Annotated in this window: 22 protein-coding genes; 20 read left to right on the top strand and 2 right to left on the bottom strand. The window is 34.2% G+C overall.

What is annotated here, in order from left to right:
- Positions 1-313: 313 nt before the first annotated feature.
- A complete protein-coding gene (locus KHM83_RS15620) occupies positions 314-1,621 on the bottom strand; it encodes a hypothetical protein (protein WP_213237975.1) in 1,308 nt (435 codons plus the stop codon).
- Positions 1,621-2,979, bottom strand: coding sequence for a GumC domain-containing protein (locus KHM83_RS15615; protein WP_213237974.1), 1,359 nt, complete (start codon positions 2,977-2,979; stop codon positions 1,621-1,623). The genes KHM83_RS15620 and KHM83_RS15615 overlap by 1 nt, the downstream gene beginning before the upstream one ends.
- Positions 2,980-3,230: 251 nt before the next feature.
- Here KHM83_RS15615 and KHM83_RS15610 point away from each other — a divergent pair, with 251 nt between their 5' ends.
- The 20 genes from KHM83_RS15610 to KHM83_RS15515 all read left to right on the top strand — a co-directional run bounded on the left by KHM83_RS15610 (position 3,231) and on the right by KHM83_RS15515 (position 22,746).
- Positions 3,231-3,785, top strand: coding sequence for a winged helix-turn-helix transcriptional regulator (locus KHM83_RS15610; RefSeq protein WP_213237973.1), 555 nt, complete (start codon positions 3,231-3,233; stop codon positions 3,783-3,785).
- A gap of 167 nt (positions 3,786-3,952) precedes the next feature.
- Positions 3,953-4,987, top strand: a complete 1,035-nt coding sequence (locus KHM83_RS15605; RefSeq protein ID WP_213237972.1) for a virulence RhuM family protein — start codon at positions 3,953-3,955, stop codon at positions 4,985-4,987.
- A 13-nt stretch (positions 4,988-5,000) separates the two neighbouring features.
- On the top strand, positions 5,001-5,261 hold the full coding sequence (locus KHM83_RS15600; protein ID WP_213237971.1) for a type II secretion system protein: 261 nt from the start codon (positions 5,001-5,003) through the stop codon (positions 5,259-5,261).
- 328 nt (positions 5,262-5,589) lie between these two features.
- Positions 5,590-6,720, top strand: a complete 1,131-nt coding sequence (locus KHM83_RS15595; protein WP_213237970.1) for a DegT/DnrJ/EryC1/StrS family aminotransferase — start codon at positions 5,590-5,592, stop codon at positions 6,718-6,720.
- Between the two features lie 17 nt (positions 6,721-6,737).
- Positions 6,738-7,412 carry a sugar transferase gene (locus KHM83_RS15590; RefSeq protein WP_281415065.1) on the top strand — a complete coding sequence of 225 codons (675 nt, stop codon included), beginning with the start codon at positions 6,738-6,740 and terminating at the stop codon, positions 7,410-7,412.
- Positions 7,399-7,893, top strand: a complete 495-nt coding sequence (locus KHM83_RS15585; protein WP_213237969.1) for a GNAT family N-acetyltransferase — start codon at positions 7,399-7,401, stop codon at positions 7,891-7,893. The genes KHM83_RS15590 and KHM83_RS15585 overlap by 14 nt, the downstream gene beginning before the upstream one ends.
- Entirely contained in the window at positions 7,883-8,833 is a 951-nt protein-coding gene (locus KHM83_RS15580; RefSeq protein ID WP_213237968.1) for a PLP-dependent aminotransferase family protein, read from the top strand. Before KHM83_RS15585 ends, KHM83_RS15580 begins: the two co-directional genes overlap by 11 nt.
- Positions 8,834-8,865: 32 nt before the next feature.
- The gene (locus KHM83_RS15575; RefSeq protein ID WP_213237967.1) at positions 8,866-9,903 is read left to right on the top strand and encodes a GNAT family N-acetyltransferase; all 1,038 of its coding nucleotides are present in this window, start codon (positions 8,866-8,868) and stop codon (positions 9,901-9,903) included.
- Between the two features lie 43 nt (positions 9,904-9,946).
- A complete protein-coding gene (locus KHM83_RS15570; RefSeq protein WP_213237966.1) occupies positions 9,947-11,173 on the top strand; it encodes a glycosyltransferase family 4 protein in 1,227 nt (408 codons plus the stop codon).
- A complete protein-coding gene (locus KHM83_RS15565; protein WP_213237965.1) occupies positions 11,174-12,193 on the top strand; it encodes a polysaccharide biosynthesis protein in 1,020 nt (339 codons plus the stop codon). It abuts the gene before it with no gap.
- The gene (locus tag KHM83_RS15560; protein ID WP_213237964.1) at positions 12,193-13,302 is read left to right on the top strand and encodes a capsular polysaccharide biosynthesis protein CapF; all 1,110 of its coding nucleotides are present in this window, start codon (positions 12,193-12,195) and stop codon (positions 13,300-13,302) included. The genes KHM83_RS15565 and KHM83_RS15560 overlap by 1 nt, the downstream gene beginning before the upstream one ends.
- Positions 13,303-13,305: 3 nt before the next feature.
- The gene (gene wecB / locus KHM83_RS15555) at positions 13,306-14,430 is read left to right on the top strand and encodes a non-hydrolyzing UDP-N-acetylglucosamine 2-epimerase (RefSeq protein ID WP_213237963.1); all 1,125 of its coding nucleotides are present in this window, start codon (positions 13,306-13,308) and stop codon (positions 14,428-14,430) included.
- A gap of 1 nt (position 14,431) precedes the next feature.
- Complete coding sequence (locus KHM83_RS15550) at positions 14,432-15,574, top strand: glycosyltransferase (RefSeq protein WP_213237962.1); 1,143 nt, start codon at positions 14,432-14,434, stop codon at positions 15,572-15,574.
- Between the two features lie 32 nt (positions 15,575-15,606).
- Complete coding sequence (locus KHM83_RS15545; RefSeq protein WP_213237961.1) at positions 15,607-16,710, top strand: glycosyltransferase; 1,104 nt, start codon at positions 15,607-15,609, stop codon at positions 16,708-16,710.
- Complete coding sequence (locus KHM83_RS15540; protein WP_213237960.1) at positions 16,707-17,969, top strand: O-antigen ligase family protein; 1,263 nt, start codon at positions 16,707-16,709, stop codon at positions 17,967-17,969. The genes KHM83_RS15545 and KHM83_RS15540 overlap by 4 nt, the downstream gene beginning before the upstream one ends.
- A gap of 55 nt (positions 17,970-18,024) precedes the next feature.
- On the top strand, positions 18,025-19,257 hold the full coding sequence (locus tag KHM83_RS15535) for an oligosaccharide flippase family protein (RefSeq protein ID WP_213237959.1): 1,233 nt from the start codon (positions 18,025-18,027) through the stop codon (positions 19,255-19,257).
- Positions 19,258-19,299: 42 nt separating this feature from the next.
- Positions 19,300-19,737, top strand: coding sequence for a serine O-acetyltransferase (locus KHM83_RS15530; RefSeq protein ID WP_246543146.1), 438 nt, complete (start codon positions 19,300-19,302; stop codon positions 19,735-19,737).
- A 31-nt stretch (positions 19,738-19,768) separates the two neighbouring features.
- Positions 19,769-20,440: an SGNH/GDSL hydrolase family protein gene (locus KHM83_RS15525; RefSeq protein WP_213237958.1), complete on the top strand. Its 672-nt coding sequence runs from the start codon at positions 19,769-19,771 to the stop codon at positions 20,438-20,440.
- Between the two features lie 21 nt (positions 20,441-20,461).
- Positions 20,462-21,475 carry an NAD-dependent epimerase gene (locus KHM83_RS15520; protein WP_213237957.1) on the top strand — a complete coding sequence of 338 codons (1,014 nt, stop codon included), beginning with the start codon at positions 20,462-20,464 and terminating at the stop codon, positions 21,473-21,475.
- A gap of 104 nt (positions 21,476-21,579) precedes the next feature.
- The gene (locus KHM83_RS15515; RefSeq protein ID WP_213237956.1) at positions 21,580-22,746 is read left to right on the top strand and encodes a nucleotide sugar dehydrogenase; all 1,167 of its coding nucleotides are present in this window, start codon (positions 21,580-21,582) and stop codon (positions 22,744-22,746) included.
- Positions 22,747-22,842 lie beyond the last annotated feature (96 nt).

Below are 22,842 nucleotides of genomic sequence, written 5' to 3'. Positions count from 1 at the left end.
GTATGCCACCTTTCCTATTTTTTCGTGTGATTTAAAATCTAATTATAGATTACACGAATTTTGCATTCATAGCAAGAGTGCGTGTGATTTAAAATGATATTATAGATTACACGAATGATAAACACGGTGCGCTACAGCTGCCCCCGCCGTTTACCATCATACATCAAGCTAACATTAAACTGCGACGATAAACGACATAACAAAAGCCAAAAAAGGTTGAGACCGTCTGATCGGATCTCAACCTTTTCTTATCTAAAGTTCAATTTTCGCCATAAACCATCCATCATAAGCAAAAATCAAGATGCGACTAAGCTTATTTCGCCTTAGTCTTTTCAAATCGACTTCGCTGATAAGAAATCCGAGATAGCATGAAGCTTAAAAACAACCATAAGGCGAAACACAGTACACCCGCTTTGAGCGGCGATAAAACGCGACTAATGCGCATCTGATAAACCGGCGTTAAAACGTTCTCATATTTGTAGGCAAAATACTCTGTCGCAGTCGATGTAATGCGGTTCACCCAATCCTTGACCTTATCCATCAGAGCTAGTGCCAAGCGATTCACATCATTTTTAGCATGTGTGATTTCAGCAGCTGTATGTGTCGGATTGTCGAGCTCATAAAGCTTTTGGTTCAGATAACTGATTTCCTCGTCAATATTCACAGAAGTCACTTGTGCGTCCGTTACTTGTGAAGCAATGGTGTCATATGTGTCATTCACAGCACTGTAAGTAAGCGCTTCACCTGTCATACCAGGCACGATAACCGTTGATTTATTTTGCTTCACGATGTCGAGCAGCGTTTGGCTCATTTGGTATTCGCTCTGCGCCTTACTCTTTTGAAGTGTGTAGCGGCGAATCATATAAAGGTATTTAATACGAAGCTGTTCGGCATCTTTGGAGAGCTTATAGCTATTGATAATAGAAGACATCTTGTTGATGTCGAGGCTTTTCGTAAGCTGTAACCCTTGCTGTAAATCAGAGAATGTGTAGCCTTCTGAAGAGATAAATTCGGGATCATCACGTTCTAAAATGTTTAAGTAACTGCTGATAATGGCGAATTCGTTTTCGAACACCGTCTGATACTCAGGATAATCATAACTGTCAAAATTAAAACTGTTGACGAGTGTTTCCAGATCCATAAAAGGAAATGTATAATGGTCATTAAAATAGGCTTCATAGGTACTGGCATAGTGTGCCATCAAGGTTTCGCACATGGATTCAGTAAGCCCTAATGTACGGCTTGGCGTTACCTTAATGACGAATTCATTTGGGAAATACGTATAGTCTTCACCGGCAACGCGCTTGTCTTTAATCGTCTGAACAATATGTGCCGGCAGTACTGGTTTTACTTCAAATTGAGCGAGATAAGAAGCGTCATACACCAGTTCCGCATCTTCAAAAAGCTGCATGAGGACATCTTCAGCGACGAGCTTTGTATAGTCAAAACGCGTATTGTCAGGATTCTTGCCTTTATCAATACCTTCAAACTGCAAACTGATGCTCGTAGACACCGTTACAGGGGTTAAAAAATAAAGAAGCCCTGTGATGACCATTGCAATGATCAGTGAGAGGAATACAAAATTTTTCGGGCGGTTATTGGTCTTACGGTAAACAGTCATTAATAGCCCCCCTTTCTGCCGGGTTCATTGTGCCAGTATGCTTTAAAGAAGGCGACAAAAACGCCGAGCATTAAACCGAGAACAGCACCAATGGCTAAGTTGAGCGACATGTGCACACTGCTGTATACTTCTGCAGGAGAGAGTGCATAAAAAGCACTGCTGAGATATTGATCATAAAATTCATCTGATGTTTCATTGGTGATGTCAATCCATTCATAAAGTGACGCTTCAATATGATCAATCATATCCAGCACTTTTGCAGTGACCAGTGCTTCATCAAAATCAACCACGTAATTACCGGATCTCAAATCTTCCACTTCGGATTTATAGTAATCAATTTGCTGCTGCAACGTACTGCTGTTGGCACCAAGCGAAGCGGTTCGAAGAATGAGACTGTTAAAATAACTCTCGCCGTTATCGAGCTCCATATTGCCGGAAAGTCCCGTAATGATGTCATTGCTAGAATCCTCAATGCTCGCGAGAATATCGGTGGTAACCGTCGTCTGCGCAGAATACTTCGATTTCTGGTATTCCAGCTGTTCAATCATATAATCATAATAAATGATCAGACGCTCTCTATTTTTGGTGAGCTTATACGCACTGATCATCGAATCAAGTCGATTCATTTCCACTTCATCTAAGATAGCAACTGTATGATAAATGTCATCAAAAGTCATGCCAGTTCGCTTCGAACGAAAATCGGTATCTAAATTTGAATGCGCTGAGGCAAAAGACCGTATTGAATCGAGCTGGCTGTGAAAGACGCTGGAGACATCTGAGTAGTCGTACTCATCTTTGTCAAAAGCGATTAACCTATTCGAAACAGGGCGCTGCGCCATATACGTATCGTTAAAATAATCCCGATAAGAGATGACGATTTGGTTGGCAATACGCTGTGCGAGGTCTGCATCAACACCATTTGATTCGCTGGCGTGCACTTTTAAAATATACTCATCCGGATAGTACGTTAAGGTTTCACCGTTTTTTTCCATGGCAAATTCCTGCTGTGAAACAAATGAGTCGGGAATAATGGGTTCCATTTCAATCAGGGAACGAATTTTATTCGGGGATACCTGACCATCTAAATCAAGTGCACTCACGACTTCACTGAGAATATAAGGTGAGGCAATCTGGTAAGGATCAAAAGCAGTACCATCAGGATTTTGATGAGATTTGATGCCGCCAAATTTAAAGGCAACGATGACTTCTGCGCTTTTGCCTTCACGCTGCTGGTAGACTGAAAAAAGACCGGCTAGTACGATCATAATAATCGTAAAGGCGATAATCAGCCGCCGATGATTTAATATTATTTGAATCAATTCCTTTAATGAAATCTCATCATAGGATTGTTCTGACATATAGGCCCTCCTAACTAGAATTTCTCTAATATTATAACTTTTTTCAGGCGGCATCACAAGGAAATAAGCATGTAAGGAAAATTTGAAAGTTAAATGTAAATTAAATGCGATAACCGCGTTGACCGTGTGCTGGCAAAGTGGTATGATTTTTATGTTCAATCTATGAACGATCATAAAAATATCGTTTTACATAAGTACAGTAGGTCAACAGATATGGTAATAAAAAGTGTCCCCAAAAAAGGAGTAACACATTGGCAGACCCAGAAGTAATGCTAAATGATCATGAATATGCAGTGATGACGGAAATTGCGGACAATGGACACATTACGCAGCGGGAGCTTTCGAGCAAGCTAGGCGTATCACTGGGATCTGTGAACATTCTGATCAATAAGATGGCGAAGGAGGGGCTTATCAAGATTGAACAAGTGTCTTCAAAGCAGGTACTTTATATGCTTACGCCAGCAGGAATGATGGCGAAGGCAAAGAAGACGGTTCGGTATTTAAAGGTGCATTATAGGGCTATTTATGAGACAAAAGAGAAAATAAAAATATTGTTTTTAGAACTTCTTGATCAGTATGAGATAATCTATCTTTTTATTGATGATGAAGAAATGCTAGCGATTACGAATCTTGCAATAGAAGAGCTTCATAAAGAAAAAACAAATATTAAAAGGGTCACACAAGAGAGCCTGGCAACGTTTTCTCACGAAAGATCAGAATATTGTATTTTTATTTATTCAGATGCTGAAGTGGTGAATAGATTACCTAAGGGAGTGGCAACGCTTGATCTTTTGACGTATATTTAATTCATGGTAGTGGGAGTCAAGGCGAGGAAGATGAAGAACCGGGGGAGGAAGTGCCTTGGTTGTGATGAAGTATTATGTAAGAATGAGTGGAAAATGTAGAGTGGATAAACCACTTGGTTCAAAATATCTTTACATAGTATGATCTAAATGATGAAGGGAGTGATCTTGTGAAAAAGAATAAAGATATTGCAATTCGTTCGAGTGCAGCAGAATATCTGACCTACATTGCAGCAACAGGCGATGATTCTCAAAGTTTTGAAATGAGGTATGAAGACGAGAATATTTGGCTGACACAAAAGATGTTGGCGGCTTTATACGATGTAGAAATTCCAACAATCAATGGACATATCAAGAAAATCTTTTCTGATCACGAACTTCAAGAGGAAGCAACTATTAGGAAATTCCGAATAGTTCAAACTGAAGGTTCACGTCAGGTAAACCGAGAAGTGCAACATTACAATTTACAAGTCATCATTTCTGTTGGATTTAAAGTAAATAACGAACGCGCTGTGCAGTTTCGAAAATGGGCAAATCAAATTGTAAAAGATTTTACCATTAAAGGGTTTGCGATGGATGATGAACGATTAAAAAGCGGAGGATCTATATTAACAGAGCAATACTTTGAAGAACAGCTAGAGCGTGTTCGTGAAATCCGATTGAGCGAAAGAAAATTCTATCAAAAGATTACTGATATATACGCCACAGCCATTGATTATGATGTGAATGCAACAGCTACAAGGCGATTCTTTTCAACAGTACAGAACAAACTACATTGGGCTATTCATGGACATACTGCTGCGGAAGTCATCTATAAGCGTGCAGATGCAGAAAAGAAACATATGGGATTGACGAGTTGGAAAGACGCGCCAAATGGGAAAATCCAGAAGTTTGATGTATCAGTTGCTAAAAATTATCTAAATGAATCAGAGATGGCGCAACTACAGAGACTTGTTTCAGCTTATCTAGATATTGCTGAAGACATGGCGCTCAGGCATATTCCCATGACCATGAGTGACTGGGAAATACGACTTAACCGTTTTATAGAAGCTACTGACCGTAATGTTTTACAGGATGCGGGAAAGGTGACCGCTGAAATTGCAAAAGCTCATGCAGAGAGTGAATTTGAGAAATATCGAATTGTTCAGGATCGATTGTTCAGGAGCGATTTTGATAAGCTTTTGGAAAACACAAAAGAGGATTAATGCAAGTTTCAAGATGAAAACAACGGATAAAAAATCTAGTGGATTTACTTTAGTAGAATTGATTGTTGTGATAGCAATACTAGGAATACTTGCTGCAGTAGCTGTTCCAAGATTAGCGGGAATTAGAAGCGTGGCAGAGGAAAGAGTTTGTGTTGCTAATCGGAAAACTGTTAAAAGGATGTATTCAGCATTTCTAGTTGAAAATGGTATTGATCATGAAGATGAAGACTCACATGAAGAAGAATCCCCTAGGGAGGAAGTGCCTTGGTTGTGATGAAAGTATGAGGTAAGGATGAATAAAAAATCTTAAACACAAGATTTTGCAGAGGGGAAAATGCTTCTGCTAGATCTTGCACAATTACCAACAAATGGTAGCCGGTTTTTCGACGTGAGTATGGTGAAAGGATAAATAGGCTGTAAGGCAGTAATAGCAAGGATTTCAACGGAAAATCGAAAATGTACATTTCAACAGCACACAAATTATTGATTGGAAAATATAGTTCAGACTAAAATACATGAATTTGAAATCAAGAGGGTGCTCATATACATAAAGGCACCTCTATACAATACATAGACTTTAGATAAGGAAGGATGACGGTAAAATGGCTGAAAATAGGAAGATATGGCTCGCTTCACCACACATGAGTGATGAAGGTTATGAAATGCAATATGTACAAGAAGCATTCGATACAAACTGGGTAGCACCACTTGGTCCTAATGTTAATGAGTTTGAAAAAGAGCTTGCTGAAAGAGTTGGTTCGAAACATGCTGCCGCTATGACATCCGGTACAGGCGCTATTCATCTAGCCCTTAAAGCAGCTGGTGTTGGTGAGGGGGATATCGTATTTTGTCCAACACTTACTTTTTCTGCTACGGCCAATCCGATCATCTACCAGAATGCTACACCTGTTTTTATCGACAGTGATTATGAAACCTGGAATATGGATCCTAAAGCATTAGGAGCAGCCTTCGAAAAGTATGGTGATAAGGTGAAGGCTGTTTTAGTTGTGCATTTATATGGCCTTTCGGCTGATATGGATAAGATTATGGAGATTTGTAATAGATACAATGTAACAGTTATTGAGGATGCTGCAGAGTCTTTAGGGACTTATTATAAAGGAAAACATACGGGAACATTTGGTGAGTTTGGTGTGTTCTCGTTTAACGGAAACAAGATCATTACAACTTCTGGTGGTGGGATGCTCGTTTCTGATGATGAAGAGAAGATTAAGAAAGTTAGATTCTGGTCAACTCAATCCAGAGATGCAGCAAGGCACTATCAGCATAGCGAATTAGGATTTAATTATCGTATGAGCAATGTCGTTGCTGGAATTGGTCGAGGACAACTTAAAGTATTAGATCAGAGAGTCGCTAAGAAGAAATACATCTTTGAATTTTATAAAAGAGAACTTGGTCAGTTAGAGGGTGTTGAATTCATGCCGATTAATGACTGGAATGAGCCTAATTACTGGTTAAGCGTAATGACATTGAATGGTCCAAGTCCAGTAAGACCTCTTGATGTTATGGAAGTATTGGAGAAAGAGAATATTGAGTCAAGACCTGTCTGGAAGCCAATGCATATGCAGCCGTTCTTTGCTGAGTATGATTATGTTGGTTCAGATGTTAGTGAGAAGCTGTTTGAGAATGGAGTATGCTTACCATCTGATACGAAGATGACAGATGAGGATCTTGAGAGAATTTGTTCAATAATAAGGGGACTATGGTCTAAATAAGAAGTAGGTGCTGATAGATGCAGAGTGATGTGAAGGAAGAAGCTAAAGTGAATAAAGGCATATATAGAAGATTTCTTAAACGACCAATGGACTTCATTTTGTCACTGATGGCAATTATTGTTTTAAGTCCGGTGCTTATAATCGTTGGAGTATTAGTGAGATTTAAGTTGGGTAGTCCGGTGCTCTTTAAACAGAAAAGACCGGGGCTTAATGAGAAGATATTCACTATGTATAAGTTCAGAACAATGACTGATGAGAAAGACGAGAATGGTGAGCTACTTCCAGACTCAGTGAGGCTTACTAAGTTTGGTAGGATGCTGAGATCTACAAGTCTAGATGAGTTGCCTGAGTTGTTAAATATCCTAAAGGGCGATATGAGCATTGTAGGACCGAGACCGTTATTAATAAGATATTTGCCGTATTATCATGAACACGAAAGACTCAGAAGTGATGTCAGGCCAGGAATAACTGGTCTAGCTCAAGTCAATGGAAGAAATTCCTTAACATGGGATGATAGATTTGCGACGGATAATGAATATGTAAAAAATGTGACATTATTAAGTGACATCAAGATTATAGTAAAAACCGTTCTAGTAGTCTTTCAAAAGAAAGATATTCTTGTTGGAGATGAACATGTACTGTTAGATTTAGATGTTGAAAGAAGTGGGGACATGCCAAATGGAAAAACATAAAAAAGATGTCAATATTGGATTTGTAAGTGAAGTTGATCTTAATGAAAATTCCAAAGAGATTATTGAGTTATTGAACGATAATTACTTAATCAATTTTCCTAATCATCACGACCTTTCGAATTTTGCGATTTCTAACTTCAATGATATGAAAAAGTATATCAATAATGGTTCTGCACTTGTTGTTGGAGCTTACTCAAGAGGAAAAGTAATAGGCTTTTTATGGGCTTATAGAAGATTATTTTTAGGAGAGGAAAGACTTCATATTAGTCATATTGTTGTAGATGCTAAATTTAGGGGTTATGGAATAGGCTCCAGAATGATTGATTTCATTGAACAATATGCGTTAAAGAATGAAATTAAAATTATTGAACTTTTAACTACTAGTAAGAATGAAAGAACTATTGAATTTTATAACAAGCATGGATTTAGTGTAACTAGGGTGCAATTTGAAAAGAATTTAGGTGAGAAAGATGATAATTAATAAATCAGCAAGCGAAAAAGGAAATTATAGACTTTATGATTACTATTATGATAGTGCTCGTGAAGGAATGTATGATTTACTTTTAAATATGACAAATGATGGATTGATAAAAACCGTCTTTGTACCTGGTTATGTTGGGTGGTCTCCTAGAGAAGGTAGTGGAATATTTGATCCAATTAATAAAATCGATAATGTATCTGTTGTATATTATCTAATGAATAACAACTTGAATATTGATCTAAATAGTCTTTACGAGAAAATAGATAGACTAGATAATGATAAATTTGCAGTATTGATTGTGAACTATTTTGGATTTATTGATCCTAATATTGAAGAAATATATTCGAGAATTAAAGAGAAAAATGGATGGATTATTGAAGATAACGCTCATGGTTTTTTCACTAGTTTATACTCTAAGCATTCGTCTGCAGATGCTACTTTTTTCTCTTTACATAAAATGTTTCCATTTAGTAAAGGGGGAAGCATAAAAGTGATTAATGATAATTTGAAGAAGTATTCATTTGAAGGAAAAAATGTGAATGAAATAGACCATAATCCATGGATGTATGATATTTCGAAGATTGCATGTATAAGAAAAAGCAACTATGAGAAAATCGATAAATTAGTTAGATCGGATAAGTATATTTCTTTGTTTGAACCCTTAAAAGATAAGTTGGATGATGGAATAATTCCACAGACATATCCAATACGAATTCAAGTTGGCAATAGAGATAAAATATATGAAATGATGAATCAATCTGGATATGGTGTTGTAAGTTTATACCACACATTAATCGAACCACTTAGAAATTCAGAGCATAGCGATGCTTTGAGTTTATCTAAACATATTTTAAATTTACCGGTTCATCAGGATGTAAATTCAAATGAGTACGAGAACATGGTAGAACTACTTGCAAAATATTGTATAGAAACAGTGTAATAGTGCAGTATGAAAGGGGAAATAGACGTTATATGATTTCTACAATCACTATTGAAGAACAAGATAAATGGGATAATATCGTTAAAAGTTTTAAAAACTATGATGTGAACTATTTGAGTCAATATGCGAAGGCATTTGCTGAAAATGGAGAAGGTTATCCGGTACTAATCTACTTTGAGAATGATACATCAAAAGCTATGAATGTTGTTATGAAAAGAGACATTTCGCTTAGTGAAAATTTTAAAGGGAAATTGCCGCCTAATGAATGGTTTGATCTATCCACCCCATACGGTTATGGAGGTTTTTGGATAGAAGGTGAAGATTTTAATACATTAGATGAGGAATATGAGCAATATTGCAAAAATAATGGTTTTATTTCTGAATTTGTTAGGTTTCATTTGTTTGGCGAATATAGAGACATCTTTAATGGAACTGTTGAAAGCCACACGAATAATGTCGTTAGATCACTTGATTTAGATATTGATGATATGCTAATGGACTTTGAACATAAAGTTCGTAAAAATCTGAAAAAGGCAAATAAAGCGGGTTTGAAAATAGAGATTGATGAATCTGGGAAAAGGATAGAAGAATTCTTGAATATCTATTACGGAACAATGGATAGAAATGAGGCAAAATCAAACTTTTTCTTTCCTGAGTCATTTTTCAAGACAATAAATAAAATGATTAACAATTTTGTTTATGTACATGTAATTCATGAGGACAGAGTAATTTCCACTGAATTAGTTATATTTGGAGGCGAAAATTGCTATTCGTTTTTGGGAGGGACACATAGTGATTTTTTCAGTTTAAGACCTAATGATTTCTTAAAGTTTGAAATTATTAAATGGGCAAAAGATAAAGGCTTGAAGAGATTTATACTTGGTGGTGGATATGGTCAAGATGATGGAATATTTAGATACAAAAAAAGTTTTTCGCCAAATGGGATTCATAAATTTTATGTAGGCAAGAGGATTTTTGATGAAGAGAAATATAGCGAGTTAATTAAAATTCGCAGCTGTAATCAGGATTTTAACAAAGATACTAATTTTTTTCCAAAATATCGTGCTTGAGTGATATTGGTAGAAGATTAATAAGATAAAAGGTGGTTTAATTATGAATATTGTATTTCTCTCAATAGGGGGGCTAAATGATTTAAGTGAAAACGCAGTTTATCCTGATTTACTAAGGAGATTTAGGGATGAAGGCCATTCGATGCATGTGGTCTGTCAAAGAGAAAACCGTTTAGGATTAGATACAGAAATGAATGTAGAACATGGAATAAAAGTATTGAGAGTTAAGACTGGTAATATCACCAAGACAAACTTAGTTGAGAAAGGTATTTCGACAATATTAATTGGTTGGCAATTTAAAAATGCAATTAATAAATACTTTGGAGATACAAAGTTTGACTTAGTACTTTATTCAACTCCACCAATAACGATAGCTAATACAGTATCATTTCTTAAAAAGCGTGATAATGCAACATCATACTTAATGTTAAAGGACATTTTTCCTCAAAATGCCATTGATATTGAGCTCTTAAACAATACTGGATGGAAATCATTAATATATAAATATTTTAGAAGAAAAGAAAAACAGCTATATTTAATGAGTGATTATATAGGCTGTATGTCTGAAGCAAATGTGGAATTTGTTCTTAGGCACAATCCTTATATAGACAAAGATAATGTTGAAATTTGCCCCAATACAATCAATTCATTAGCAAAGAAACATATAGATAGAAATCAAATAAGATCACGTTTTCACTTACCTAAAGACAAAATAATCTTTGTTTATGGCGGGAATTTCGGAAAACCACAGAATGTTGATTATATTGTAGAAGTTCTAAAAGATAATGAATTAAATAATTTGATTCATTTTGTGATGGTAGGTTCAGGTACGGATTTTCATAAAATAGTAGAGTATAAAAAGCAAACTTCAGAGAATTACATTACTGTATTAAACAGTTTGAACAAAGTTGAATATGATGATCTATTAGATGCCTGTGATATAGGGTTAATATTTCTTGATTATAGATTTACAATACCGAATTTCCCATCAAGATTGTTGGATTACATGAATCATGAGATTCCAGTATTAGCTGCAACAGATACAAATACTGATGTTGGTCAACTGATACTAGACGGTAAATTTGGTTGGTGGTGTGAGAGTAAAGGGACAGAATCCTATAAAGAGATAATTGAAATGATAATAAGGGAAAAAGATTCTCTAAGTAGAATTGGGATGAATGGAAAACAATATTTGGAACACAATTATCGAACTGAAAAAGCTTATAACACAATAACGAATCACTTCAATAAAGAAGAAAGAGGTAATTAAATGTTTAAACATAAAACCTTGTTAATTACAGGTGGAACTGGATCTTTTGGAAATGCAGTAATGAAAAGATTCCTTGATACAGATATAAAGGAAGTCCGTATTTTTTCTCGAGATGAAAAGAAGCAAGATGATATGAGAAAATTCTATAAAAATGATAAGCTAAAGTTTTACATAGGAGATGTCAGAGATCTTGCTAGTGTTAAGAATGCTATGCATGGTGTAGATTACATCTTTCATGCAGCCGCTCTTAAACAGGTTCCATCATGTGAATTCTTTCCACTTGAAGCAGTCAAGACAAATGTGCTAGGCACAGATAATGTACTCACAGGTGCAATTGGGATGGGAGTTAAAAAGGTCATCTGCCTTTCAACTGATAAGGCAGCTTATCCGATTAACGCTATGGGGATTTCAAAAGCTATGATGGAGAAAGTTTTCGTAGCAAAAGCAAAGACTGTTGATCCTGAAAGAACACTTATTTGTGGTACAAGATATGGAAATGTAATGGCTTCGAGAGGTTCAGTAATTCCGTTGTTTGTTGATCAGATTAAGAGTGGACAACCCCTCACAGTTACAGATCCCAATATGACGAGATTCTTAATGAGCCTTGAAGAAGCTGTTGAACTTGTGGTATTCGCTTTCCAAAATGCTGAAGCAGGAGACATTATGGTTCAAAAGTCACCAGCATCGACTATCGGGGATTTAGCTCAGGCAGTCAAGGAACTTTTTAAAGCTGATAATGAAATCAAAGTTATTGGTACTCGTCACGGCGAAAAGCTCTATGAAACACTTCTAACCAAAGAAGAACATGTTGTAGCAAAAGACATGGGTGGATTCTATAGAGTGCCTGCTGATAAGAGAGATTTAAACTACGATAAGTACTTTGTTGAAGGGGATCAAAAGCTTTCATCCGAAGATGAGTACAACTCTCATAATACAGAAAGGCTTAATATTGAGCAGATTAAAGAAAAATTACTTCAACTTGATTATGTAAAAAAACAGTTGGAAAGTTGGGATAAATAATGAAGATTTTAGTCACTGGAGCAAAAGGCTTTATAGGTAAAAACTTAATAGCGGAACTGAGAAATAGAAAGTACGATGATATTTTCGAATATGACAGAGATACAGATCCTTCTTTACTTGATGAGTTCTGTAAAGAAGCTGACTTTGTATTTCATCTTGCAGGAGTAAATCGACCAAAAGAACAATCTGAATTTATGGAGGGTAACTTTGGGTTCACCTCAGATCTATTAAATTCGCTCAAGAAACATAATAACACCTGCCCAGTGATGATTTCGTCTTCCACTCAAGCTAAATTAGAAAATCCTTATGGTGAAAGTAAGAAGGCAGGGGAAGACCTTCTGTTTTCATATGGTGAAGAAACAGGGGCAAAAGTTCTCGTTTATAGATTCTCCAATGTGTTTGGTAAATGGTGTAGACCAAATTACAACAGTGCCGTAGCTACTTTCTGTCATAATGTTGCTAATGATTTACCTATTAAAGTGAACGATTCAAGCGTAATAATGAACCTTGTTTATATAGATGATGTAGTTAATGAACTGATTGATGCAATAGAGGGAAATGAGAAAAAAGTAGACCTATTTTGTGAAGTACCTGTAGTACATACTATTACTCTTGGTGAAATAGTAAATTTAATTTATTCATTCAAAAAGAGTAGAGAAGATAGATCAGTTCCTAATATGGCAGATGCATTTACAAAGAAACTCTACAGTACATATTTAAGCTACTTGCCAGAAGACAAGTTTAGTTACGACTTAAAGATGAATGTTGATCAGAGAGGATCATTTACTGAATTCATTAAGACGCCTGAACGTGGCCAAGTTTCAGTAAATATATCAAAACCTGGAATTACAAAAGGTAATCACTGGCATCACACGAAGAATGAGAAGTTTCTAGTTGTAAGTGGTAAGGGTGTTATCCGGTTTAGAAAAATAGAATCAGATGAAGTGTTAGAGTATTTCGTAAATAGTGACAAGATGGAAGTCGTTGATATCCCAACGGGTTATACACACAACATAGAGAATCTTGGAAGTTCAGATATGGTAACAATTATGTGGGCTAATGAGTCATTTGACCCTGAAAAGCCTGATACTTATTATTTGGAGGTATAACTGATGAAGAAATTAAAAGTCATGACAGTTGTTGGTACTAGACCAGAAATAATCAGACTGTCAGCTGTTATTAATAAATTAGATGAATGTGAAGCGGTTGATCATGTTCTTGTTCATACAGGACAGAACTATGACTATGAACTTAATGAAGTCTTTTTTAATGACTTTAACTTAAAGAAGCCGGATTACTTTCTTAACGCTGCAACGGGAACCGCAGTAGAAACTATAGGGAATATTCTAGTAACGATTGATCCGATTCTTGAAGAAGTAAAGCCTGAAGCATTTTTAGTACTTGGAGATACAAATAGCTGTTTATGTGCAATAGCGGCTAAGAGAAGACATATTCCTATCTTTCATATGGAAGCAGGAAACAGATGTTTTGATCAGAGAGTACCTGAAGAGACAAACAGAAAAATTGTGGACCATACGGCTGATATCAACCTAACATATAGTGATATAGCACGAGAGTACCTTTTAAAAGAAGGACTTCCTGCAGATAGAGTAATTAAGACTGGCAGCCCGATGTTTGAAGTTCTTAATTCAAGAAAAGATGATATTGAGAAATCGGATGTACTTGAAAGATTAGGACTTGAAACTGAGAAATACTTTGTGGTTTCTGCTCATCGAGAAGAGAATATCAGTTCTGAGCAGAACTTTATGGATTTAGTAGAAAGCTTAAACACGATAGCAGAAAAATATCAGATGCCTTTGATCGTGAGTACACATCCAAGAACAAGAAAGATGATTGAAGCAAAAGGAATTGAGTTCAATCCATTGGTTAAAACTATGAAGCCTCTTGGATTCAATGATTATGTGAAACTTCAAAAATATGCAAAGGCCGCTCTTAGTGATAGTGGAACAATCAGCGAAGAGTCATCAATTCTTGGATTTAGGGCACTCAATATTAGACAAGCCCATGAAAGACCAGAAGCAATGGAAGAAGCTTCGGTAATGATGGTTGGACTAAAGAAAGAGAGAATTCTTCAAGGGCTAGAGATATTAGAGACTCAAGAAAAAGATACTTTAAGATTGGTTGAAGATTATAGTATGCTTAATGTGTCTGATAAAGTGTTGAGGATTATATTATCTTATACAGATTATGTGAATAGAGTGGTTTGGGGGAAATAGAATGAAGAAAAAAGTCCTAATCATGGCTGGTTATTATCTGCCAAGTGTAAAAGGTGGAGGGCCTATTCAATCAATTAAAAATATTGTTGATAATCTATCTGATGAATTTGATTTTTATATTGTTGCAACTGATAGAGATCTTGGGGATAGTAAACCTTTTGAAGATATTGAAATCGACAAATGGATTAGAGTAGGGAAAGCAAATGTTTATTATACAGACGTTTCAACATTGGATTTAAAAAAAACGAAAATAATTATAGACAGTTCATATTGCAAAACGATGTATCTAAATAGCTTTTTTGATTATAAATTTTCGATAGTACCTCTTATACTAAATAAATTTAAAAAATTAGATATTGATAAAATTATAGTTGCTCCGAGAGGGCAGTTTTTTCCTGGAGCCCTTGGGTTAAAAAGTAATAAAAAGAGATTATTTATATCTGTTTCAAAGATATTTGGACTATATAAAAACTTGTGTTGGCATGCAACAGCTGACTCAGAAAAAGTGCATATCCAGAAAGTATTTGGAGATGAGATTAATATAGTCGTCGCAAATAATCTAACAGCTAATTATAGCAATTTAACTTATGATAAAAATTTAAAAAAATCTAAAGGTGAATTGAGTGTTGTATTTGTTTCACGGATACATCCGAAAAAGAATTTAAAGCTAGCAATCCAGTTGTTAAGTAAAATTAGTGGGACTGTTATTTTTAATATATATGGACCAATTGAGGATAATGAATATTGGAATGATTGTAAACAAGAGATAACTTTACTTCCTAAAAATGTTAAAGTGGTCTATCAGGGCATTATAAATCACGAAGAAATAATTAACGTCTTTAAAAAGCATCATGTATTTTTATTTCCAACTTTAGGAGAGAATTTTGGTCATGTTATTTCAGAGGCGCTAATTGGAGGTTGTCCAGTAATAATAAGTGATCAAACACCTTGGAGAAACCTAGAAGAGGCACAAGTTGGTTGGGATATTGAGCTGCAGAATAACAAGAAATTTATTGAAGTATTGCAATACAATCAGGAAATGACTAATGCAGAATTCCAAAAATATTCAAAAAAAGCTTTTATGTACGGTAAGGAAAAATCAAATGTTTCGGAGAACATTTTATCTTACTACAATATTTTTTGATTATTAATAATTTGGTGCAAAGGAGAATTTAATTGAAAATTTTGTTTATTGCCGAAACATTGACATATGGAGGAGCTGCTAGGAGGTTTGTCGACTTAGCTAATGCATTAGCAGAAAAGAATCACTCTGTATCTATGTTTATTTATAGTAATCATATTCAGATACAGGATCAAATCAACAAAGACATTGAAATTAAGACTAGTGAAATTGAGGGGATCCAATCAAATTGGATAAAAAGGAATATTATCTATAGAAGTCGATGTATAAAAATAATTGATGATGCAGTTATAAATAGTAATTGTGATATTATTATTTCTTTTAATGATATGGTCAATATTAATGTTTTATTGAGCAAAGAAGCTAGAAAAAGAAAAATTATTATATCTGAAAGAAGTGATCCTTATTATAATAAGTTTTATTTGAAGACAATTAAAAGAATTTTATTTAATCGTGCCGACGGGATTGTTTTTCAAACAGAAGGTGCAAGAGATTTCTTTCAAAAATTAATAATTAATAAGAGTAAAGTTATACCCAATCCAGTTCCAAGTAATATTGAATTTCCTGAGCATATTGGTGCACGTAAGAGGGTCATCGTTTCTGTAGCAAGACTATGGATATATCAAAAAAGGCAGGATTTATTAATAAAAGCATTTAATGAATTTTCAAAAAATCATGAGGATTATACACTAGTTTTATATGGCGATGGGCCCGATGAAGTAAAGATTCGCAGAATGATCAAAGAATTACATTTAAGCGATAAAGTTCAGATAGCCGGTGCTCACCCTAATGTGATTGAATTAATTAAGGGTGCTTCTATGTTTGTTCTATCTTCTGACTTTGAAGGTATCCCAAATTCATTAATCGAAGCCATGTCAATTGGTCTTCCAGTGATATCAACCGATTGTAGTCCAGGAGGGGCAAAGTTTCTTATAGAAAACAATTACAATGGCTTGTTAGTAGAGAAATCGAATTATTTGGAGCTTGCGAATGCTATGATGTTTATGGTAAAAAATCCAATTGAAGCTAGTAACATGGGACATAATGCTAGAAAAATTATTAACCGTTTAGATCGAAATAAAATATATTTTGAATGGGAACAGTTTATTTTAAATAAACAATATGGAGATCAAAAATGAAAAGAAAATTCCTAAAGCAATTTGATATACTTAATTTTGATAATATGGCTGATGTTGTAATGTTTCTTTTTATTGGAGCTTTTATTTTTGATAAATTGTTACCTAGTTTTGTTTATATAATGATGGGTTTATTTTTCATTTTATATTTTGTTGCAAAAGTATTTCTTGGTGGAAGGATATCAATAAACAAAGGAATAATCTGGCAGATTGGGTTTTTGTTTCTCTCTGCATTTTCCCTTCTTTATGCGAAAGAATTACACTATGGAATACTCTATACGGTCTTTACGACTTTTGTGATTATTTTCTCTTTTTCTCAATATTTCACTAATGAAAGTTTAGCAACAGCAAGTGTAGAAAAAGTATTAAGATATTTTGTATTTTGGGGATCATGTTTTACATTATTTGTATTGTTTTCTCAATGGACAGCATTTGGAAATGGTGGTAGATTGGGAACTAGAGCATTGGGAGAACAGTTTGGAGGTGCGACTGCTTTTTCATATTACTCGATTTTGATTTCTGCAATTTTAATTTGGTATACTTTTTATTCTAGAAAGAATAAAATTTTCTTTATCAGTTTAACGACAGCATCATTATTCTTGAACATGATGACAGGCGGAAGGAAAGCTGTGTTATTGCCTCTGATTTTTTTCGTTATTTATGGATACTTGCTGAACCATAAAAAGGCAACTAAACTCTTGACATACGTTGTTCTGAGTGGATTAATACTATTTTTAGCTATTTTTTTATCGATTAAAATCCCTTTAATCTATAATGTATTTGGTTATAGAGTAGAGGCTATGTTGAGTATGTTCCTTGATACAACAAATGTAGATCAGACTACGCTGAATTCTGATCAATATCGATTTTCGTTAATTAAAGAGGGGTTTTTATTATTCGCTCAAAAACCATTTATTGGTTATGGTATAGGAAGTTCTAGGTTGTTATTTAACCAAATTGGGCTTGGATATATTCATGCTCATAATAATTTTATTGAAATGCTTATAAGTGGTGGATTAATAATGTTTATTGGGTGGTATTGGATTTATATCTATCTCATTGTTAAGATTTGGTTATTAAAGAATAAAACTAATTTGCATATGTCATACTTTTTCATCTCATTTTTGATTATGAGTTTAATTTCTGATTATGGTTCAACAATGTATAATGTGCTGCATTTTAATCTGTTTATAACATTATCTGCGATTTATCTAGCGTCAGTCACTAAAGAAAAAAAGCTTAAAAATGGAAATTATATATAAGAGAGAGGACAAATTATAAATGAGTATAAACTCTTTCAAGAATTGGATTGGAAAAATGGGAGATTATAAATTTGCTTTTGCTATAAAAGCACTAATGTTTTTGATGACGTTGCTTAATACAATAATCATTAATAGGTATTTAGGACCAGTATTGAAAGGAGAATATGCTTATTATTTAAATGTTATAAATATTGCAGTTATAATACTGAATCTAGGTGTGTATCAAGCTTATCCAAACTTTAAAAAAAACAAAATTGAAAACGTGAAGAATGCTTTTTTAAATTTGACTATTGTTTTATTTATTATTAACATTTTCCTCGTATCTTTGTTTTCCTTATTAACCAAGAGCCAAAATGTATTAATTATATACCTCTTGATACCGATAATGGTTTTTTCTCGTCAAGTAAGTTTTATTTCTCTTGTCGAGAATTTAAAGATTAAGAATATCTTAACAATTACTACTTTGTTTTTATACAGTGCTGGATTATTGATTGTCTATTCGATATTTAAGCCAAGTGTTTATATTACATTTGCCCTATTATATTTACAAGAAATTATTTTTGCTATTTTAGCGATTAAAACACTGGATTATAAATTTAGTGTTAAAAATTTTAGTTTTCCTTTTATGCTTAAAGTAGTTCGTTTTGGAATATTACCAATGTTTACAGTATTGTTAAGTACGTTGAATTATAAAGTTGATATTTTCATAATAAAGGATTTATTAGATTACCGTAACATAGGTATTTATACAGTTGGTGTAAATTTCGCTGACATTATTGGTATAATCCCCAATGTTATTCAAGAAGTATTATTTTCAAGAAGTACTAAAGAAAATTTGATGAATGAAACAATAAAAGCTCTTAGAATAACTTTATATATTAATATTATCACTTTATTAAGTTTTATAATATTTGGAAATAGCATCATTACCCTTTTATATGGCAATGATTTTTCATATTCCGCAATAATTGCAATTGTAGCCATAGCTGGCATGATACCAATGACTTTTTTTAAGTTAATTAGTAGTATTTTAATAATCGATGGGAAAAAAATATTTACCTTTACAATATTATTTATATCAGTGGTTCTTAATATTATTTTGAATTATTTCTTGATCCCTCAAATAGGTATTATAGGGGCTGCAATAACCTCAGTGATATCTTATGCATTTAGCGGTATTTCAATACTAATATATTTTTGCAAAGAAAATTCAGTACCAATATCTAAGATTGTTCTAATAACGAAAAATGATTTTACGAATTTAAAAATGATTTTAAAGAGAAAATGAAAAGAGTTAAATATGAAGAAATAAATATATTGAGGTGATCCGATGAATGAACAAAAATTTGTTAAACTACTTAGATTTAAACAGAGAATATATAAGATGAGAATGACAAGATTAACTTCATTTTTAAACTATTTGACGAGATTTTTATTTTCGTGCGAAATTCCTGCATCAGTTGTTATAGGAAGTAATATTGTATTTGCACATTATGGGCTAGGGGTAACGATTCATGGTCGCACAACTATTGGTGACAATGTAAAAATATATCAAAACGTTACTATTGGAAGTAGAAATGGGGAAGGCCCGCCACGAATTGGAGATAATGTTTTAATTGGAGCAGGAGCGTGTATTCTGGGAGATATAACGATAGGTAACAATGTGCAAATTGGAGCAAATGCAGTTGTTCTTCATAATATTCCTGATAATTCAATTGCAGTAGGAGTACCTGCAAAAGTAATTAGCAATAATGCTGAAAATTCTTAATTCATTAACTTGATTAGAAGGAGTTGTTATTTTGAAAAGGTTTTTTTTTATTACTGATTCTCTTGGCGCACCAAGGAATGAAGATGAAACTATAAATATTGATGATACATGGTGCTATCAGGTAGCAAAAGATTATATGCAGGATAGTGAATTTTTTTATAGTACTAAAAATGGATTTGATACGGATGCATTAATTTCAATGTTACAGAAGGAGTTTGTATTGTATAAACCAGATATAATCATTTTGCAAGTAGGCATAGTAGATTGTGCTCCACGTGTATTAAGCAAAAGAGAATTAAGCATAGTTAGTCACTTGGGAATTATCAGCAAGATTTTAAGTAAAACTATAAAAAAGTATTATTCAAAACTAAGTATTGTTCGAGATATTTCATATGTGGATATTAATCGGTTTGAAAATAACCTTAATAGGTTTTGTTCACAATTTAATAATTCTAAGATTTTTGCTGTCGCAATAGCAAAACCCAGTAGAAAGTATAGAGAAAAATCACCTTTGATTAGTGATAGATATTCAAAATACAATGAAGTGTTGCGAAAAGTATTTGGTAATAATTTGATAGATCCTTATAGCCTAATGGATAACGAAGAATTAGAGCGCATTTACATTTCAGATGGATATCATTTAAACGCCTATGGGCATAAAGTTGTAGCAAAAAAAGCAACTGAGTATTTAAGGGAATATTAACATAGATGGAGGTAATCAGAAGTGAAAATACTAATAACAGGTGCAGCCGGTTTTATCGGCTTTCACCTTTCAAAGAAATTACTAGATCAATCCTATCAGATAATAGGAATTGACAACTTGAATGAATATTACGATCCAAGCCTAAAACAATCCAGGCTTGAAATCCTAGGTAAATATAATAACTTCAATTTTCATAAAGTAGATTTAAAAGATAAGGCTGTAGTAGATAGTATCTTCGAAACATACCAGCCTACTCACGTCATAAATTTAGCGGCTCAAGCAGGAGTGCGGTACTCTATAGAGAATCCCTATGCTTATGTAGATTCAAACCTTATTGGTTTCATGAATATCTTAGAGGCTTGCAGAAATTATCCAGTAGAGCATTTACTTTATGCTTCTTCAAGCTCTGTCTACGGTGGCAATAAGGTAGCGCCATTTTCCACAAATCATAATGTGGACCATCCGGTTTCACTTTATGCTGCAACTAAGAAGTCTAATGAGTTGATGGCTCATACATACAGTCATCTTTATGGTATTCCAACAACAGGACTTAGATTCTTCACAGTTTACGGACCATACGGAAGACCAGATATGGCTTATTTCTCATTCACAAAGGACATCTTAGCCGGAAAGCCTATCAAAGTCTTTAATCATGGAAAGATGGAAAGAGACTTTACTTATATTGATGACATTGTAGAAGGGATTGTAAAGCTGGTTGATAAAGCGCCTGCTGCCAATAAAGACTGGGATGAAAGTAAGGACGATTTAAGTACAAGCTTTGCGCCTTACAAAATTTATAATATTGGTAATAACAACCCTGTGCAACTCATGAGATTTATAAACGCTTTAGAATCTGCAATTGGAAAAGAATCAGAGAAAGTCTACATGGATATGCAGCCTGGAGATGTTCTTAGGACATATGCTGATGTATCTGATCTTGAGAGAGACATTAACTTTAAACCATTTACAAGTATTGAGGATGGCCTCAAGAAGTTTATTGAATGGTATGAAGAGTATTATAAAGTAGAAAAGTAAGTTTCAGAATTGGAAATAGGTTAAATGATAATAATAGCCATTTTCGATTATGAATTATTAGGTCTTGGTTTTTGAGACCTTACATAACAAGGGGGTAAGAATCAATGAAAATAACAATAGCTGGAATAGGTTACGTTGGTCTGTCCAATGCCATACTCTTAGCACAGCATAATGAGGTTATCGCTTTGGATATAATTAAAGACAAAGTTGACATGATAAACGATAAAAAGTCTCCAATAATCGATCCTGAAATTGAAGAGTATCTAGTAACAAAAGATCTCAACTTAATAGCAACTACAGATAATTTTGAGGCTTATAAAGATGCGGACTATGTCATCATTTCAACACCAACGAACTATGATCCAGAGAAAAACTACTTCAACACAAGAACTGTTGAAGCTGTAATTGCAAATGTATTATCGATCAATCCAGATGCTGTGATGATTATTAAATCAACAGTACCTGTTGGATATACAGAAAAAGTAAGAGAAATGTTTGACACTGAGAACATTATCTTCTCGCCAGAGTTCTTAAGAGAAGGCAAGGCTTTATATGACAATCTTTATCCATCAAGAATTGTAGTGGGTGAGCAGTCAGAGAGAGCAAAAGTGTTTGCTGAACTCTTGGGTCAAGGAGCTATAAAGAAAGATATTCCGATTCTTTATACAGGTGCAACAGAAGCAGAAGCGATCAAGTTATTTGCTAACACCTATCTTGCACTTAGAGTAGCTTATTTCAATGAGCTTGATTCATATGCAGAAGTAAGAGGGCTGGATACAAAACAAATCATTGAGGGTGTAGGCCTTGATCCACGCATTGGTACACACTATAATAATCCTTCTTTTGGCTATGGTGGATATTGCTTGCCAAAGGATACAAAGCAGTTACTGGCGAATTACCAAGACGTGCCTCAAAACGTGATGTCTGCGATAGTTGATGCTAACCGTACAAGAAAAGACCATATCGCAGATATGATCATTAAGAGACAGCCTAAGATCGTTGGTATATACAGACTTACCATGAAGATGGATTCTGACAACTTCCGTCAGTCTGCAATTCAAGGTGTCATGAAACGTATAAAGGCTAAAGGTATTGAGGTCGTTGTATTTGAGCCTGCACTTCATGAAGATGAGTTCTATCATTCAAGAGTGATTAAGGACTTTGATGAGTTCAAGAAGATCTCTGATGTTATCGTAGCAAATAGACTGTCCGATGAAATTAAAGATGTGGTTGACAAGGTCTACACAAGAGATTTATTTAGCAGAGATTAATGGAGAAGCTTGATTTAGCTTCATCTTAATCCTTTGTAACATGATAGTATATCGAGACTATCTCCACCCCGACATTCTAATTATTGGGAAATTCCA

The organism is Fusibacter paucivorans, from assembly GCF_018390735.1.
Classification (GTDB): Bacteria; Bacillota; Clostridia; order Peptostreptococcales; family Acidaminobacteraceae; genus Fusibacter; species Fusibacter paucivorans.
This window is presented reverse-complemented; position numbering and strand designations above follow the sequence as displayed.

What these genes read in the sequence shown, in the direction of transcription:
- KHM83_RS15620 (WP_213237975.1), bottom strand. Translation starts at nt 1,621, where the DNA reads ATGACTGTTTACCGTAAGACCAATAACCGCCCGAAAAATTTTGTATTC.
- KHM83_RS15615 (WP_213237974.1), bottom strand. Translation starts at nt 2,979, where the DNA reads ATGTCAGAACAATCCTATGATGAGATTTCATTAAAGGAATTGATTCAA.
- KHM83_RS15600 (WP_213237971.1), top strand. Translation starts at nt 5,001, where the DNA reads ATGAAAACAACGGATAAAAAATCTAGTGGATTTACTTTAGTAGAATTG.
- KHM83_RS15595 (WP_213237970.1), top strand. Translation starts at nt 5,590, where the DNA reads ATGGCTGAAAATAGGAAGATATGGCTCGCTTCACCACACATGAGTGAT.
- KHM83_RS15590 (WP_281415065.1), top strand. Translation starts at nt 6,738, where the DNA reads ATGCAGAGTGATGTGAAGGAAGAAGCTAAAGTGAATAAAGGCATATAT.
- KHM83_RS15585 (WP_213237969.1), top strand. Translation starts at nt 7,399, where the DNA reads ATGGAAAAACATAAAAAAGATGTCAATATTGGATTTGTAAGTGAAGTT.
- KHM83_RS15580 (WP_213237968.1), top strand. Translation starts at nt 7,883, where the DNA reads ATGATAATTAATAAATCAGCAAGCGAAAAAGGAAATTATAGACTTTAT.
- KHM83_RS15575 (WP_213237967.1), top strand. Translation starts at nt 8,866, where the DNA reads ATGATTTCTACAATCACTATTGAAGAACAAGATAAATGGGATAATATC.
- KHM83_RS15570 (WP_213237966.1), top strand. Translation starts at nt 9,947, where the DNA reads ATGAATATTGTATTTCTCTCAATAGGGGGGCTAAATGATTTAAGTGAA.
- KHM83_RS15565 (WP_213237965.1), top strand. Translation starts at nt 11,174, where the DNA reads ATGTTTAAACATAAAACCTTGTTAATTACAGGTGGAACTGGATCTTTT.
- KHM83_RS15560 (WP_213237964.1), top strand. Translation starts at nt 12,193, where the DNA reads ATGAAGATTTTAGTCACTGGAGCAAAAGGCTTTATAGGTAAAAACTTA.
- wecB (WP_213237963.1), top strand. Translation starts at nt 13,306, where the DNA reads ATGAAGAAATTAAAAGTCATGACAGTTGTTGGTACTAGACCAGAAATA.
- KHM83_RS15550 (WP_213237962.1), top strand. Translation starts at nt 14,432, where the DNA reads ATGAAGAAAAAAGTCCTAATCATGGCTGGTTATTATCTGCCAAGTGTA.
- KHM83_RS15540 (WP_213237960.1), top strand. Translation starts at nt 16,707, where the DNA reads ATGAAAAGAAAATTCCTAAAGCAATTTGATATACTTAATTTTGATAAT.
- KHM83_RS15535 (WP_213237959.1), top strand. Translation starts at nt 18,025, where the DNA reads ATGGGAGATTATAAATTTGCTTTTGCTATAAAAGCACTAATGTTTTTG.
- KHM83_RS15530 (WP_246543146.1), top strand. Translation starts at nt 19,300, where the DNA reads ATGAATGAACAAAAATTTGTTAAACTACTTAGATTTAAACAGAGAATA.
- KHM83_RS15515 (WP_213237956.1), top strand. Translation starts at nt 21,580, where the DNA reads ATGAAAATAACAATAGCTGGAATAGGTTACGTTGGTCTGTCCAATGCC.